Origin of the sequence: Listeria rocourtiae subsp. hofi (genome assembly GCF_963575615.1) — a bacterium.
GTDB classification, from domain to species: Bacteria; Bacillota; Bacilli; order Lactobacillales; family Listeriaceae; genus Listeria_A; species Listeria_A hofi.
The window spans coordinates 1-16,869 of sequence record NZ_CAUYTL010000048.1 but is presented as its reverse complement, the minus strand read 5'-3'; the positions used below and the strand labels follow the sequence as shown (position 1 = coordinate 16,869).

The 16,869-nt window shown below is 41.4% G+C and carries 11 protein-coding genes; 1 reads left to right on the top strand and 10 read right to left on the bottom strand.

Annotation, left to right across the window (positions count from 1 at the left end):
* Window positions 1-89: 89 nt before the first annotated feature.
* From R8925_RS14635 to R8925_RS14590, 10 genes are all read right to left on the bottom strand, one after another.
* A complete protein-coding gene (locus tag R8925_RS14635; protein ID WP_430536528.1) occupies window positions 90-446 on the bottom strand; it encodes a DUF805 domain-containing protein in 357 nt (118 codons plus the stop codon).
* Window positions 447-518: 72 nt separating this feature from the next.
* Window positions 519-2,711 carry an alpha-galactosidase gene (locus R8925_RS14630; protein ID WP_430536527.1) on the bottom strand — a complete coding sequence of 731 codons (2,193 nt, stop codon included), beginning with the start codon at window positions 2,709-2,711 and terminating at the stop codon, window positions 519-521.
* Between the two features lie 15 nt (window positions 2,712-2,726).
* On the bottom strand, window positions 2,727-4,715 hold the full coding sequence (locus R8925_RS14625) for a beta-galactosidase (protein WP_430536526.1): 1,989 nt from the start codon (window positions 4,713-4,715) through the stop codon (window positions 2,727-2,729).
* An 18-nt stretch (window positions 4,716-4,733) separates the two neighbouring features.
* Window positions 4,734-5,558 carry a carbohydrate ABC transporter permease gene (locus R8925_RS14620; RefSeq protein WP_430536525.1) on the bottom strand — a complete coding sequence of 275 codons (825 nt, stop codon included), beginning with the start codon at window positions 5,556-5,558 and terminating at the stop codon, window positions 4,734-4,736.
* The gene (locus R8925_RS14615; protein ID WP_430536524.1) at window positions 5,555-6,412 is read right to left on the bottom strand and encodes a carbohydrate ABC transporter permease; all 858 of its coding nucleotides are present in this window, start codon (window positions 6,410-6,412) and stop codon (window positions 5,555-5,557) included. The genes R8925_RS14620 and R8925_RS14615 overlap by 4 nt, the downstream gene beginning before the upstream one ends.
* Before the next feature lie 317 nt (window positions 6,413-6,729).
* A complete protein-coding gene (locus R8925_RS14610; protein WP_430536523.1) occupies window positions 6,730-8,010 on the bottom strand; it encodes an ABC transporter substrate-binding protein in 1,281 nt (426 codons plus the stop codon).
* Window positions 8,011-8,196: 186 nt separating this feature from the next.
* Window positions 8,197-9,186: a LacI family DNA-binding transcriptional regulator gene (locus tag R8925_RS14605; RefSeq protein WP_430536522.1), complete on the bottom strand. Its 990-nt coding sequence runs from the start codon at window positions 9,184-9,186 to the stop codon at window positions 8,197-8,199.
* A 201-nt stretch (window positions 9,187-9,387) separates the two neighbouring features.
* Window positions 9,388-9,576, bottom strand: a complete 189-nt coding sequence (locus R8925_RS14600) for a hypothetical protein (RefSeq protein WP_430536521.1) — start codon at window positions 9,574-9,576, stop codon at window positions 9,388-9,390.
* Between the two features lie 420 nt (window positions 9,577-9,996).
* Window positions 9,997-10,335 carry a zinc ribbon domain-containing protein YjdM gene (locus R8925_RS14595; protein ID WP_430536520.1) on the bottom strand — a complete coding sequence of 113 codons (339 nt, stop codon included), beginning with the start codon at window positions 10,333-10,335 and terminating at the stop codon, window positions 9,997-9,999.
* Between the two features lie 220 nt (window positions 10,336-10,555).
* On the bottom strand, window positions 10,556-15,340 hold the full coding sequence (locus tag R8925_RS14590; RefSeq protein ID WP_430536519.1) for a SpaA isopeptide-forming pilin-related protein: 4,785 nt from the start codon (window positions 15,338-15,340) through the stop codon (window positions 10,556-10,558).
* Window positions 15,341-15,821: 481 nt separating this feature from the next.
* Between R8925_RS14590 and R8925_RS14585 the strand changes: the two genes are divergently transcribed.
* Complete coding sequence (locus tag R8925_RS14585; RefSeq protein ID WP_430536518.1) at window positions 15,822-16,541, top strand: YebC/PmpR family DNA-binding transcriptional regulator; 720 nt, start codon at window positions 15,822-15,824, stop codon at window positions 16,539-16,541.
* The last annotated feature ends 328 nt before the right edge of the window (window positions 16,542-16,869 follow it).

Sequence of the window (16,869 nt, the reverse complement as noted above, 5' to 3'; positions counted from 1 at the left end):
AAGGTTTATTGGTTGACTAATCGTAAGAAGAGGATGGAACATCCGTTGATTTGTAGATCAACTTTTGTCCCATCCTCAACTTTTTTGTCTTATTTAGCTAATGGATCTTCACCAAAGCGGTTAGAACCTTTATCTCCTGCTGTACAATAGAAAACTAGCATGATAATCCAACCAACTAACGGAATAAGCCCCATCAAAATGAACCAACCGCTTTTGTTTGTATCATGTAAACGGCGAATTGCTAAGCTTAACATCGGAATTACAAAAAATATACCCACAATTCCTTCTGCATAATACACGAACTTACTAAAAAATCCAAAGATACCTAGTACAAAGAAAATAATCCAAATCGCTAACTGCGCAAACCAATACTCCGAGCGGCTTGCTCTCCCACTAAAATTAGTATAATTCCCCCAAAATGCCTTGAATGCTTCTGAAAATCCCATTTTAAAACTCTCCTTTGTAATATATTAAACATCCATTCTACCATAGTTTAACTGACATTTGGGTCTATATCGCTATTTCTTTATTTGAAAGTGCCAACTTACCGTTTGGAAGTCGCCAATTAGCGAGGTTGGGACTTTCATTCCTGCGTACATCAGTTCATCACCGCCGAAAACTTGCTCGGTTCCGTGAAGCTTGTATTGTGCAGCTGCATTTAAACCTGCTAACTTCACGAATTGCAATGGCCGTGCTGGTGCGGCTAAAACTTGGAAATAGAATACATAGCCTTCTGTTTTAGCTTTATCCACGAACATCCATGCTGTTTCATTTCCTTCAAATGGGCTTTTTAGACGGTAAAAATCACCGAATTGGATAAGTTCTCGGATTTCTTTGTACGTTTCAATTTGATGGCGGACTATTTCTTGTTCATCCTCTGTCAATGTTGTTAAGTCCAGCTCGTAGCCTAGATTACCTGACATTGCAACGTTTCCACGCATTTCAAGCGACGTGAAACGGCCAACTTGATGGTTAGGAGCACTAGAAACGTGAGAGCCCATCGCGACAATCGGATAAACAAGGCTCGTGCCATATTGAATTTTCAAGCGTGAAACGGCATCGGTGTTGTCGCTCGTCCACGTTTGAGGCATGTAATATAGCATTCCCGGATCAAAGCGCCCACCTCCGCCCGAACAACTTTCGAATAGAACATCTGGGAACTGCGTGGTGATTGCATCCATGACGCCGTACACGCCTAGAATATGACGATGCGCAATCTCCTGTTGCTGCTCGCTCGAGAAATGAGCAGAACCAACTTCGGTCAGATGCCTGTTCATATCCCATTTCACATAACTAATAGGCACTTCTTCTAAAATTACCGCCATACGACGCGTAATTTCTGCACAAACATCTTCTCTAGAAAAATCAAGCACTAGCTGGTTGCGGCTTTCAGATTTCGCACGTTTCGGTACATGCATGCACCAATCAGGATGCGCGCTATACAAGTCACTATCCACTGAGACCATCTCCGGTTCAAACCATAATCCAAATTTCATGCCCAGATCATTCACATTTTCCGCTAGATTTCTCAGACCGTTCGGTAGTTTTTCGTCGTTTACAAACCAATCTCCGAGCGATGATTTATCGGAATTCCGCTTGCCAAACCAGCCGTCATCCAGTACGAGCAGCTCCATTCCGAGTTTGCTACCCACTTTTGCGATATCCAAAATCTTTTCTTCGGTGAAATCAAAGTATGTTGCTTCCCAATTATTCACCAAGATTGGTCGTGTTTTGTCGCGGTAAACGCCTCTTAGCAAATGTTTCTGATAAAAACGATGATATTGACGCGACATGCCCCCTAGCCCGGCATCCGAATAAACCATTACAACCTCAGGAGTCTGAAAGGTATCTCCTGACTCAAGTTGCCAATCGAAATTAAAAGAATGAATCCCAAGAATAACTCGCGTAGTCGCAAATTGATCTACCTCAACAGAAGCCTCGAAATTTCCGCTGTACACCAAGTTGAAGCCATATGCCTCGCCGAACTCCTCCGTTGTTTGTTTTTCTAACAACGCCACAAACGGATTCTGCTGATGACTACTAGCACCACGAACACTATCAACACTCTGCATTCCATGTCGTAATGGCGCTCGCTCCACTTGCCGCTCGTTTCCCCAAGCGCCAGGCAAAGTGAGTAAATCATAATTACTGTCCTTAAAATCAATACACGCACTTGCCGCTTTCAAAATTTGTAACGAATCCTGTCCATCATTCACAAATCGAGCAGACCTAGTAATCACATTGTCTGCCTCGAAAATGGTATACTGCAAAACAACACGCAATTCCAGAACCGCATCCACCATCGTAATCTCAAGCGTATCCGCATCACGATCCTGCTCCACATATGAAGCCGGTAGCCCATCTAGCTTCATTTTTCCAGCAAAAATACGATGAGATTCATAGCGCAAATCTGAAATTGTTGCCCCGTCTTTTCCCATCACCTGATACGCCGGCTTGCGAAAATCTGTATTACCATACTGTGGGTATTCCTGGGGCAAGGAATCCAACGAAAACGTCTCATCTCCAATGCTAACGCTTGGCGAAAAGTCGCGCTTAATGAACGTCAAACCATTGGAACCTGCAAATTCACGAAGCCCTTTTCCATAGTATAAATGCGCCAAATAACCGTCACGCACTACACCGAGCACATAGCTGACATCTTTTCCACGCAAATGAAACACTCGTTGCGCCTCATCATAAGAAATTCCCATTTCCGCGCACCTCCATCATCCTTTTAAAATGCTTACATCACGTGCAGGTAATGTCATAAAATCCGCAACCTCCGCGCCACTAATTAACTCTGCAAAGGTTCCACCAATCGGAAAAACCTGCGTCTTATCCGTGTGATTCAAGAAGAAATAATACACCACTTCCCCTTTACGGCGCACTGTCACTTCCACACCATCCGGCACATCAAACGGTGGCGCAATCTCCGCAACAGTCAGACAATCACGCAACAATTTCTCCAAATAGCCCGCATCCGGTTGCGTCCCGATGTAATATGCCGTTCCCGCACCAAACTTGTTCACCGTCACAGCCGGCATATTCTTCACATAACCATCTTTAAACGAAGCAATCGCCTCCGCACCACGTAAATGAATCACTTCCTCCCAAATCGCAATATCAAAATCACCATACTGTGTCTGAATCTCATGCTTCACCCCGCGTTTTAACGGAGCAAATTCCTCCACATAAATGCCTAACACATCACGATACGCACCTGGGTACCCGCCCAAGTATACACGCTCATTCTCGTCCACAATACCACTAAAGAAATTCGCTACAAAATGACCGCCAGCCTTCACGTACTCCGCAACCTTTGCCGCAAAATCCTGTGAAGCCTGATAAGTGGCCGGTGCAAACACCACTTTGTAACCTGTCAAATCCTCACTTGGATGCACAAAATCAACCCGCACATTCAAACGATGCAATACTTTATAGTAAGCCAATAACTGACGCATATATGTCACCAAATCAGACGGCTTGGAATCAAGCTCAAGCGCCCACCAATTCTCCCAATCAAAAATAATCGCAACTTGCGCATCAAACTCCGAACCAACGAGCTCATCCAATCCGCGCAACTCCTGTCCTAATTCCGCAACCTCTCTAAAATTACGACTATCCTCGTCGCCAGAATGAGGCACCATTCCGCTATGGAACTTCTCCGCACCACCTTGAGACGCTCGCCATTGGAAAAACATGATTCCGTCCGCACCATGCGCAATCGATTCATAACTCCACAAGCGCATCACACCAGGTGTTTTCACACCGTTCTGACTTCTCCAATTGACCGCACTTGCTGCCTGCTCCATCAATAAAAATGGCTTTTTCTTCAAACTCCGCGTCAAATCATGCGCCATAAACTGCGCATACGGAATTACATCATGGGGATCTGGATATGCATCCCAAGAGACTAAATCCATCTCTGGCGCCCATTTAAAACCATCAATCGGCTTATGTAGCCCCATCAAATTGGTCATAATCGGAATATCCTTCGAAAACTCCCGCAAAATATCCCGTTCCATTTTATACAAATTCAGCAATGAATCACTCATGAAACGTTTAAAGTCCACCTGCTGATTTGGGTTCGCGTATGTTGGAGTCTTCCCAGGCAAGAAAATTTCTTCCCATTCGTAGTAACGCTGACTCCAAAAATCCGTTGACCAACTTACATTCAACTGCTGGGTCGTGCCATACTTTTCCTTCAACCAGACTTGAAAATCCACTTGGCATTTTTCGCAATAACACTCGCCAATATGACAGCCATACTCATTGTTAATATGCCACATCACAAGTGCCGGATGATCATGATAGCGCTCTGCTACTTTTCGCGTCAAAGCTCCTGCCAAGCGCGCATAATCCGTGCTATTCGGACAATAATGCTGCCTAGACCCCGGCAACAAGCGTGTACCATTCACATCCATTGGTAGCGAATCCGGATATTTATGCGCAATCCAAGCAGGCGGAGCCGCAGTCCCCGTTGCCAAGTCCACTCCAATGCCATTTTCTGCAAGCATATTCATAATCTTATCCAGCGTTGTAAAATCATATGTTTCCTCATTCGGTTGCAACTTTGCCCAACTAAAAATATTTACGCTGACATAATTCACGCCCGCCTTTTTCATCAACCGCATATCTTCTAGCCAAACCGACTCATCCCACTGCTCCGGATTGTAATCTCCACCGTAATAAAAATTTTGCTGTTCACGAACCATTTCCATAACCTCCTAAAATTACTTGAGCGCACTGCCCAGCATTCCTGAAATAAAGTGTTTTTGCAACATCAAGAAGAAAATAATAATCGGAATCGTCGCAAATGTAATCCCCGTCATTACTTGTCCGTAATCTGTGAATGACACGCCCATCAAGCTTGATAGCGCAACGGGGAATGTATACATTTCACTTGAAGTCGTCACAACGAGTGGCCACATAAAGTTATTCCATTGCGTCATAAACAAGAAAATCGATGTCGCAGCAAGTGCGGGTTTCATCGATGGGAGTACAATCTGGAAAAAAATCCGATATTCCCCAGCTCCGTCCAATCGCGCCGACTCTAGCAATTCACTCGGAAACGCCATGAAATTTTGACGCATTAAAAAGATTGCAAATGGATAACAAAGTTGCGGTACAATCAACGCAAAATACGTGTTTAGTAACTCAAAATTGGACATCAATTTAAACAGTGGAATCACCGTTGCCTGTGACGGAATCATCATCGAAAGCATGAACAATAAGAAAATCAAATTCGCACCACGGAACTGAAATTTTGCGAGTACATAAGCCGCAGCCGTACTAATCGCAAGCGCCAAAAACACATAAGCTCCCGAAACAAGTAGCGAGTTAAACAGCACCCGATAAATTCCGATATTATCATTTAAATTCACTAAGTTCGTAATAAATTCCTTACCTGGCAAAAGTGTAATCGGCTTCGAAAACATCTTACTTGAATGATTCGTCGCCCCAATTAACATCCAATAAAACGGAAAGATAGAAATAACCATAAAAATCGCGAGTAACACATATCTACCAATCGTTCTTCCCATCATTCTCTCACTCATTTTTTCTCAGCTCCCGCAAATTTGAATTGAATAAAGGACAGCACAGCGACAATAATCACCACAACATAAGCAACCGCTGATGCGTAATTAAAGTCAAAATACTTAAATCCATTTTGGTAAATGTACAAACCTAGCGTCATCGTCGAATCAGCCGGTCCACCTTTTGTTAAGTTAAAAGGCTCGTCAAATAATTGCAACGTACCAATTGTCGACAGAATCGCCGTAAAAAGAATGACCGGTTTCAACTGCGGAATCGTAATACTAAAGAACTGACGTATTTTCCCAGCGCCATCCATATCTGCGGCTTCATACGTATCTTCCGGTATATTTTGCAATGCTGCCAAATAAATGACCATATTGTAACCCGTCCAACGCCAAATCATCGCTAAAATAATCGACACCTTCGACCAACTCGCCGAAGACAGCCAAGGAATCGGTCCAATTCCTATGTACGACAATAAATTATTAATTAAACCCGAATCTTGCAACATAATCGAAAATAACAAAGAATACGCCACAAGCGAAGTCACTGCTGGTAAATAAAAGCCAACTCGAAAAAAGCCTTTCCATTTTAGTAACTTATTATTCAGTACCGTTGCCAAAACAAGCCCCAAAAACAGCATAATCGGTACTTGGAAAATGAAAATAATAAACGTATTTTTCAAAGCTTTCCAAAAGATTTCATCATGCAACAATCGTTCATAATTCGCCAGCCCAGCAAACGATAATTCTCCACCATCACTCGTCTGAAAACTGAGCACAAACGACGAAATAATCGGATATAAAATAAAAACAACAAACAATAATACCGACGGCAAAATAAATACATACGGAAACGCCTTACTTCTACTCATAATGTCCATTCTCCTATCACATAATAAGGATTGTTAAAACTCGAATCTACAGCTAATAATCACCAATTTTTTCGAGTATATCCTAAATATCACCTTACACAAATCGAGCGAAAGCGTTTGTATTCCGAGAGTTTGGTGGAAGCCGGAAGCGGAGCATACTGGTGTATGTGATGACTGAAAGCAGGGAGAGGGTAGTTTCCTCGACCATGCAAGAAGTTAAGCGTAGCAAGTATTGCGTAGCAGAACCGGAAGTCCGCTAAACTCTTGGAATGCGAGCGCTTGTCGCCGATTTACTAGGGGTAGACTGAATCCCTTTTTTACTGTTGAATTCGGTTGGCTAGACTTTTCTTCGCGGCTTCTAATGCATCTTTCACGTCGCCACCTTCCAGCACTTTTGACTGCGCTTTTACAGCTTCATCTTTAGCGATAGAGAAGTTCCCAGTATAGTTCGCTGGTTTAATTTCATTCATCTCAGCGGCAAACAACTGCCAAATGTTATCTTGCGTGAAATAATCACCTTTATTCTTGAACGTCCCTGTTTCATATACTGTGTTTAAAGACGGGAATAACCCACCTTCACTCATCGCTAACTCCTGCACATCATTAGAAGTACTGAAATATTTCAAGAACTTATATGCTTCATCCGATTTCTCGCTCACTGTTGGAATCATGAAATTACTACCGCCATTGTTGGCTGCATGACTTCCATCTTTTTCAACAGATGGAATTGGGAAAACACTCCATTTACCAGCTAAATCAGGCGCTTGTTGAATCAATGAGCCTGAGAACCAAGCCCCAGTTGGAGCCGTCACAACTTCTCCATTTGCCAGCGCGCTCACCCAAGGATCCCAACCAGACGTATTTTTCGAAATACCAGCATCTTTAATTTTTTGAATCGTACTCATCGCTTTTACAGACTCATCCGATGTAAATGCGATATCACCCTTATCGTCAAAATAGAACGTACCGAGTGTGTTCAACATGATACGGTATTGTCCATCATCATTGTTATAGTCCATACCAATCATATCTTTACCTGTTTTTTGCTTAATAGTTTTACCTGCTTCAATGTAATCATCCCAAGTTTGAATCTTTTTAGGATCTACACCAGCCTCTTTGAAAATATCTGTCCGGTAGAAAACACCTGTAGGACCAGCATCAAATGGGAATCCGTATATTTTATCTTTTTTACTTAAAAGACTGATTTTATAATCTGGGAATTTGCTTTTTTCATCATCAAACCCTTTATCCGACAAGTTCACAAACGCTTTTGGAAAATTCTCTAAGTACCCTTGCACTTGATCATCTTCAATTAGCAAAATGTCTGGTAACCCTTTACCACCAGCTTGGAGACCTGTTGTGATTTTTTGGTAGGCATCCGTATTGCTCATTTCAACTACTTTCAACTTAAACCCTTTGTTATCTTTCTCGTATTGCTTCGCTGCTTCCTCCAATGCCTTTACATTCACATTCCAAGCCCAAGCCGTCAATTCCTTCTTGTTCTTGCTGGCGCTGTCCGCAGAACCACCTCCACAAGCCGCTAAAGCTATCACTGCCAACATACTAATCATCAACAAAACCGAAAAACGTTTTTTCATTCCTTACCCCTCCATTTTTGTAATCGCTAACATTTTGTTAGTTTGTGAAAATCTGTAATATACTTCTTCAACAGAATAACAAATTTTTAGTTAAAAGTCAATATTTTTTACTCTTTATTTACTAAAAATAAAAAAAACCCGCTACATTCAGCTATTTAACTGAACGTAGCAGGATTTTAAAATGCCTTATTCGGAACTTTCTCTAATAATCAAATCTGTCTCTAAGATAGTACGTTTGGCAATTTTGCGTCCATTCATGCGCTCATATAACATATCCATGCCTTCCTCGCCCATGAATTCGGTATACACTCGAATCGTGCTAAGCGCTGGCGAAACATACTGAGAAACACTAATATCATTGAAGCCAACGATGCTCACGCGCTCGGGAACCGAAATGTTATGTTCAGCAAGAGCCCGCAGACATCCGATTGCCATTGGGTCGTTCGCTACGAAAAACGCAGTTGGTAAATCGTCCCCAAGTTGCTGAATCGCTTGTTTCATCTGTTCGTAACCAGAAGGCACATCAAAACGTCCACCAACTACAAACATATTCTGCTTTTCGTATAGTTCCCGCTCCTTCATATAAGCCACATAAGCAACTGAACGCGGATCATTCATATTCCCATCAATTTCACTGCGCTCTTCTGCACCAATAAAACCAATATTCGTATGTCCACCCTGCACAAAATAGTCAATCACATCTCGCGTTGATTGCCTAAAATCAATGACAACCGAATCATATTTATTCAACCGATAGTCTGTATCCACAAAACAAATATTACTATGAATCGCCTGTAACTGCTCCACTTGCTGCCACGTGAATTTGCCAATCGCCAAAATTCCATCGATGGCTGCTGACGTAATCTTTCCTAGTTCATACAATGTTGAAATCTCAATTCCATGGTCCCGCGCACGATTCTCCGCCCCAATCCGAATCGACATATAATAAATATCATTCAGCTCTTCCTCTTCCGTATTCCACTGCACAATCGCAATTTTACCTACTTTTTTTGTAGATTTCTGCTTATGTTTCGTATAATCTAAACTCTCCGCAATCTCAAAAATTTTACGTCGCGTTTCTTCTGAGGCCGAGAGTGTTTCATCATAATTTAATACTCGAGAAACCGTTGCTATCGAAACACCCGCCAATTTCGCAATATCCGTCATCGTCGCCATTTTATCACCTTTTAAAAGTATTTAATAGACTTATTATAGAACTAAAGTAAAAAAATCGCCAGACAAAACAGTAAAATATCGCACTTTTTTTATTAATTTTACTAAAAAATAAGGAAAAATAAAAATCGTCTTACCCATTACTAGAGTGAGACGAAGATTATGCTTTACGCAGATTGGTCAAAAAAGTTGGTATTCAGTAGTTTATTTCAAATAATCTAATTCCTGATACGCTTCCATGTACTTCCCGCTATCAGCAACTTCCGCATGGTACAACGCCTTTAAAGCGAAACTTTTCTCCAAATCGTGCTCTTCCATCAGCTGTTTCAACTTCTGCTGCAATCGCGCATCTTCTCTGACCAATTGCTTCATTTGTGATTTAATATATCTCATTCCTCTACCCCCATTTAAAAAGAGGACGGGACATAATCTCAATAAATCGGCGACAGGCGCTCGCATTGTTGGGACTGTTCGAAATGAAATGAGTTACAGTCCCAATATAAGCGTGAACGCAGGGAACGGTTAATCTATCCACCGGTTCTGCTACACAAGAACAGTTTCGCTTAACTTCTTGCATAGTCGGGAATACGACTCCCTCCCTGCTTTGTTGGGAATGTTCGAATAAAATGAGTTACAGTCCCAATATAAGCGTGAACAAAGTGAACGGTTAATCCATTCCAAATCCCCGGAATACAAACGCTTTCGCTCGATTTGTATAAAGCAAGATGCACGTCTTACCCGAAAAAAGGGCTCGTGTTACCTTGCTTAGTTTTGTGTGAAAATGAGTTTTGTCCCGGCCTCCCCTCACTCAAATCAAAGCTTCTTAACAAACTCTGATTTTAATTTCATCGGTCCAAAACCATCGATTTTACAGTCAATATCGTGATCGCCTTCTACTAAACGAATGTTTTTGACTTTCGTTCCAATTTTGACCACGGATGAACTTCCTTTTACTTTCAAGTCCTTAATCACCGTGATAGAATCGCCATCAGTTAAAACATTTCCATTAGAATCGCGAACAACCCTCACGTCATCACTTGCTTCAGCCGCGTCAACAGACCATTCATGACCACATTCTGGACAAATAAATAGACCTCTATCTTCGTACGTGTATTCTGAATTACATTCTGGACATCTTGGCAAATCAGCCATATTTTAGTTCCTCCATTCGACTTTATACTTCTATTATAGTACAAAATCATGCGGAACTCCATGCTGATAATAATCTTCTGATTATATATCGTATAAATGATACGTATTCTTGCTATACTTACCATTTATGCTTGACTAGACGTAAGAAAGTGGCTGGTTCAGATTTCCCAGCCACTTCATTTACGAGATAGTGATTATTCATACATCACTTATCTGCCCGTTACTTTTTATTGTATCGTAATAAACCTGCAAGCATGACCGCACCTGTCAAAACAAGCCATCCTGATTCAGTATTTGTATCACCTGTTGCTGGTAGTTTAGAATTTCCTGTTAACTGCTCTGGCTCTTTCTTCTTATGATTCGGAATCACTACTTTCTCATTCACTTTCGGATTTTTGTTATCAGGCGGCGTCACTTTCTCTGGAATTTTATGATTGGAAAAACTGATTTCGAATTTTTCTGGCTCGCCCATTGCTGTGTCTGCTATCGTGAAATGAATCGGCTTGCTATCAATTTCATATCCCGCAGGTGCTTTCGTTTCAACAAAGTAGTAATTACCTGGTGCCAAATCGGACACTTCTATTTTGCCATCGCTATTTGATATTAATTTACTAGCAACTACGTCCTCATCTTTACCTATTAGGTCAAACTCTGCTCCTGCCAAAGGTCGATTGTTCATATCTGTTTTTGTTAATACTACAGCGCCTTGATAATTCACAAATACGCCCAAATCTAAAACTTTTGGTATTCCATCACTACTTGGCTTGATGTTGAATAAAATAGGCTGTTCATTTAATAAATATCCCGCCGGTGCTAGAATTTCCACTAACTGATAATCGCCTGGCTCCAGATTGTTCAGAGTAACAGCACCATTTTCATCCGACGTCACCTCATGTAACCTATTCCCTTCTTTATCTAAAAGCTCAAAAACCGCCCCTTCTAGCGCATCGCCTGCTGCATCTCGTTTATGCAACACAGCCTGACCTTTATAATTCACAACTTCGCCGACTTCAACTTTTTCCGGTTTTCCATCCACTCTGCCCTTTATCGTAAAGGCTTTTGGCGTCGTGTCTAAAATATAGCCATCAGGTGCTTTAGTCTCAATAAACCGGTAATCACCAGGCGCTAAATCCATTACTTCGACTTGCCCATCATCGTCTGTCACAAGGTTATCTTGCACCGTTTCACCCGATGCATCCACCACTTTGAATATCGCTCCCGGCAGCAATTTCCCATCATCGCCTTTTTTCACAAGGAGCGCGCTACCTTGATAATTTATAAAAGGACCCACTGTAACATCAGGAATCACACCTGTCGCTGCTTTTTCAACGCTAAAAGGAATCGGGTCACTATTGATAATATAACCATTTGGTGCTGCTATTTCAATAAATCGATAATTCGCTGGCATAAGCCCATCCACTTCTAATTTACCGTTAGCATCGCTCGTATAGCTTTCATCTGGGCGAATATCAATCCACGAATCACCAACTTGCCACTGCAATTTGAAAACGGCTCCGGCTAAAGCTTCATGTTCTCCATTTTGTTTCGTCAGCGTCACCTTATTCGGGCTGTTTACTAGCTTTTCAAAAATATTTGCGCGACTACTGTCTTTAGAAATCGTCACTTTTTTCCCGTTCGCGAGTTCCTCCGAAACGCTATAACCATCTGGCGCTTCAATTTCCTTCAAAATATACGTTCCATATGGCAAATTACCAAACGTTAGTTTTCCATTTTGATCGACTGTGCCAGTACGAATAACAAGTTGGTCATTTTTATCTCGCAGTTCAAATTTAGCATTTTGCAGCGCTTGGTCTTCCCCATTAACTTTTTCAAAAGAAATGCTACCTTTCGTGCCAACTGCTGTGCCACCGCCTTCTGACACGATTACATCAACTTCGGTATTATCACCGCCAATTACTTGCTCCTCGTGATTGCCTGTAATTTTAACATCATTGGAAACCTTATCTTTATTTCCAGTCATCAGAACCATCGTGCGGTATTTGATAACATACGCCTCGTTCAATTGATTCGCAAAACTAATTTTCAGCTCTTGTTGCCCTGTTTCATTATCCGTGGTTAACTCAACTGTATAATCCGTGCCTTCCACCAATGAATTTCGATCATTTGTTTCCAGTGTCCCATCTGATTTCACAAGCGTACCCAAAATAACAACGGAATCCAAATCAATCGATTGGTTCGGAGATGGGCGATCCGTTACAACAACATCATCCACTTGTGACAAACTAGGATTCACTGTTACTTTCCAATTCACAAATCCATCCTCATCCTGTTCACCCGATTTCACGGCCAACTTTCCACCGTGTGTAACCGAAACCTCCGCGCTAAGCGTATGATCTGGATAATCATTATTCTTGAAAACTGCATCGTTTTTATAATTCGCAGCAACCAATTGCCCTTCCACACTCGTTTGGAAGTCCACGAGATACATCGCAGATTCTCCATGCGGGAAGTTCACCGTCAACGTATTATTGTTACGCTTCGAAGGCTCATTAATCACAAAATCAGACGTATCACTAACTTCCTGACCTTTGGCAATCGAACCATCTGAATTCACTGTATAATGATAAATCTTCACAGAACCCTTCACGAATTGCTGATTGCCTAAAATCGGATCAATAATTTGGGCATTATCTAAATCCGTGCCATCATAGTTAATCCCAATTTCCCACGTAATAAGACGCGTTTGCGCATTGTAAGAACCATTTTTAAACCCATTGTATTTCGCAGGTTTGTTCGGATCAAATGTCGCATCATCATGACTCTCATGCGGGCCACCAAACTCATCCAACCAAGCCGATGAAGCCTTATTTTTGAAAGTCTTATCCTGATCTACCTTGTCTACCCATTGCGTGTTAAACGTCGTACTATACGATATCGTGAACGCATGAGTCGTCTCCTCTTTATACCCATTCAAAAATTCAAGCGTAAACTCGTTTTCGTTCTTATTATATACAAGCTCATAATCCTTACCCACTACAAGCTCGTACTTCGCGTCCACATCATAAACCTTCATCGTATCTGGAAGTAAGGTCAAACCGTCACTCAATTTGTCCGTTAGTTTCCAATTTTTCATCACATAATGATTTTTATTTACATCAATGTTCCAGGCAACTGTCTTGTTATCATAATCCACAGCACCCAGTTTTTTCACCAAATTCTGCTGATACACCGTCCCTGTCGACCCACCATGTTGACCAGTGCTAATATCAACACCATTTGACACGTTTATATCCTCGTCAATATGCCCATCAATACCAGTCTTGTATTTAATTTTTACGCCGCCGTCCACATCATGTAAAAAGCGAATCTCAAAACCTTTCTCCGTCTCAATCAACTCATAGTCCTTACCCGCAACAAGCTCGGCACCTTGGACTTCCTTCCCATCTTGATTAAATGTCACGTTGTACAATCTAACCGAATCCGTGAGCAACACCATCCGCTCCGAGCCGAATGTATCCGTCAACACCGCATCACTCTGATCAATATGTTTTTCACCATAATTATACTTAATCGTCCATTCAAACACTTGCTTATTCGGATCATAATTCGTTGATGATTTACTTAAAATTTTCCCGTAGCTCGCTTCCACCGTAGCAGTAGCCGTCACATCCTCCACATCTTTACCACTCAGAGTCGCACGATTCTCAAATTTAACTTTACCACCATCGAGCGGTTTCTTATCCTCCTGAATCGTTGTTTTATAAACAAGTCGATACGCACCATCGATAGAATCTGTAAACGTCACATTCCCATCAGCATCCACCTGATAGCCTGTTGTCACCAATTTTTCACTACCCGCAATCACGTTTCCGCGTAAATCCACATCCACCTGATAAACCTGAACCGAATCAAACGTCAAACCATCCGGCAATGCCTCCGTCACGTGCGCATTTTCAATCGTATCCATCGCCTTATTAATATCAACATTCCAAATCACATAATCTGGATTCTGAACCTTATCAAAATACCCGTCCTTATCAATCGTAGCGCCGGCTTTAGGCTTAATCGTCACTTCGGTGCTTGGCAATTTCTCCTCACCAGGAACTTTTATCGTTGTGTCACCTGGTCCATCAATCACATTCTCATCAAAGCCTGCCTCAAAATGAAGCGTCCCATGCACATCCGAGCTACCTTTCACAGCGTCCGTAAACGTTATTGTTACCGTGCCATCTTTATTAACGACTGCCTTCCCATATTCCCCCAGATCAATCGTCATATTTTGAGCAACTTTTACGTTATCCGGCAATTCAAACGTATAATAATCACCCTCGTTCACAAGCGCCCCAACATCATCAGGAATACGCCAATCAAATGCAAAATGAATCCGATCATCAACGGTAGGCTCTGTCACAACCTCGCCATCCTTATTCGTATACGTCACAACCATGTCCGACAAAATCGACTGATCCTGCTCTGCATACCCAAGTGAAGCAAATATATCTTTCAAATCCTGCGGTCCCTCTTTTAAAACTGGCGCCTCAGTCTTTATCTGCTGTTTCACATCTGGTTTTTGCACCGGCACATCAGACTTTAGAGTTTCCTCATCAACCTTTCCGATATTCCTCGAAATCACATGCGTTCCATCTGAAAACGTAGCCTTGTCCACTTTCCCGTCATACGAACCCGCAATCCGAAAATTAAAAACTGTATTCATTTTAGCTGAAATCGAAAACGAAACTACATTTCCATTCAAAGTATACTTACCAATCTCTTGCTTATTCCCATCAAAAATAGCACCATCATCTAACATCGATAGCTCCAAGTTTTCAGAAATGGTTATCTCACCGGTTATCGCGTCCTCCGTATCATTCCTCATCGAACCCATAACCGTATAATCACTTGCTCCTTCTTTCACAATGACATTCGTTAATGTAACACCGTTCTCCTCTTTTATATCATCCGTTGCCTGTGCAGAAACCACTTGCGGTAAAAACATTTGTAGTATCAAGAGAAAAGATGCTAAAAGACTAAAAATCTTTTTCATCCTAATTCCCCTTCCAATGAATCCAAATCCCCGACTTACACATGACCAAGCAACCGAATATGTAATTAGAACCCGCATGAATGAAGAAGAAGTATCATCATTCTTAATAAAGCTAGTCTACACCTAAACACCTGCAAAAACTAGTGCTTCTAACCAAAATGAGAATATTGTAATGTTTTTCACACTTTACATTATTAAAGCGCCTAAAGCCCGATTAAAGCGCATCTATACGCCATTTGTCAATTTTGTGACTAAACTGTACGCGATTACATTCAAAATAAATAATCTCAAATCTGGGTATATGGACTTACAATGTCCACAATGACCCTAACTCCCCTATTACCAGTACTTACATCCATTTTTTTCAATCCTAAAATTAACAAATAGGAATTAATTACACATCTCCACTTAACAAATCCGCATAATACATTTATAATGAAACAGAGTAAGCGAAACTCCTAATCAGAAAGAGAGTGGTAATATGGGCCGCAAATGGGCAAATATTAAAGAAAAGAAAGCATCAAAAGACGCAAATAACAGTCGTATTTACGCAAAATTCGGGGTTGAAATTTATGTAGCCGCAAAACAAGGCGATCCAGATCCCCATTCCAACCAAAAACTGCGCTTCGTTATTGAACGCGCCAAAACATACAACGTACCGAAACACATCATTGATCGCGCTATCGAGAAAGCAAAAGGAACAGGCGATGAAAATTATTCCGAGTTACGTTACGAAGGCTTTGGCCCCAACGGTTCGATGGTGATTGTGGATGCCTTAACAAACAATGTAAACCGCACAGCATCAGATGTCCGCGCAGCTTACAGTAAAAATGGCGGCAACATGGGCGTAAGTGGTTCTGTGGCCTACATGTTTGATAACACAGCAATTTTCGGAATCCCTGATAAAGACGCTGACGAATTGTTAGAATCATTGATGGAAGCCGATATTGATGTTCGAGATGTAGTAGATGAAGATGGCCAAGCGATTGTTTATGCTGAACCAGAAGATTTCCATAGCGTACAAGAAGCATTGAAAGCAACTGGCATCGAAGAGTTCACAGTAGCAGAAATTGAAATGATTGCGCAAAATGAAGTGACATTAGATGGCGATGATTTAGTGAAATTCGAGAAAATGCTGGATGCACTGGAAGACTTAGAAGATGTACAGAAAGTGTATCATAATGTAGATTTGGGAGAGTAAATTCCTGCAAAATAAACGCGATGTCCACTACTCGAGACATCGCGTTTATTTACACTCAAAAACACTCATTTAGAGTTGTTTTTGTGCGGGTTTAATGTATAATAGAATCTAACAAGTAAAATATTATGAGTAGTTGGCAAATCCTATTAAGATTGTAGGTGATGCCTATGATTGTTTGCTCCTTCATTCAATTCGATATGAGTGGAGGTGATAATATGGAAGTTAGTGTGGCAATAGAGCTAATGCTTTTGTGGGAGTGTAAAATAAACTGTGTAAATAATGAATCTTAGTTCATTGTTTATACAGTTTTTCTTTTTTGATACAATGA

Coding starts and splice junctions, on each gene's coding strand:
- R8925_RS14610 (WP_430536523.1), bottom strand. CDS start 8,010: ATGAAAAAACGTTTTTCGGTTTTGTTGATGATTAGTATGTTGGCAGTG.
- R8925_RS14635 (WP_430536528.1), bottom strand. CDS start 446: ATGGGATTTTCAGAAGCATTCAAGGCATTTTGGGGGAATTATACTAAT.
- R8925_RS14590 (WP_430536519.1), bottom strand. CDS start 15,340: ATGAAAAAGATTTTTAGTCTTTTAGCATCTTTTCTCTTGATACTACAA.
- R8925_RS14600 (WP_430536521.1), bottom strand. CDS start 9,576: ATGAGATATATTAAATCACAAATGAAGCAATTGGTCAGAGAAGATGCG.
- R8925_RS14620 (WP_430536525.1), bottom strand. CDS start 5,558: ATGAGTGAGAGAATGATGGGAAGAACGATTGGTAGATATGTGTTACTC.
- R8925_RS14585 (WP_430536518.1), top strand. CDS start 15,822: ATGGGCCGCAAATGGGCAAATATTAAAGAAAAGAAAGCATCAAAAGAC.
- R8925_RS14630 (WP_430536527.1), bottom strand. CDS start 2,711: ATGGGAATTTCTTATGATGAGGCGCAACGAGTGTTTCATTTGCGTGGA.
- R8925_RS14595 (WP_430536520.1), bottom strand. CDS start 10,335: ATGGCTGATTTGCCAAGATGTCCAGAATGTAATTCAGAATACACGTAC.
- R8925_RS14605 (WP_430536522.1), bottom strand. CDS start 9,186: ATGGCGACGATGACGGATATTGCGAAATTGGCGGGTGTTTCGATAGCA.
- R8925_RS14615 (WP_430536524.1), bottom strand. CDS start 6,412: ATGAGTAGAAGTAAGGCGTTTCCGTATGTATTTATTTTGCCGTCGGTA.
- R8925_RS14625 (WP_430536526.1), bottom strand. CDS start 4,715: ATGGTTCGTGAACAGCAAAATTTTTATTACGGTGGAGATTACAATCCG.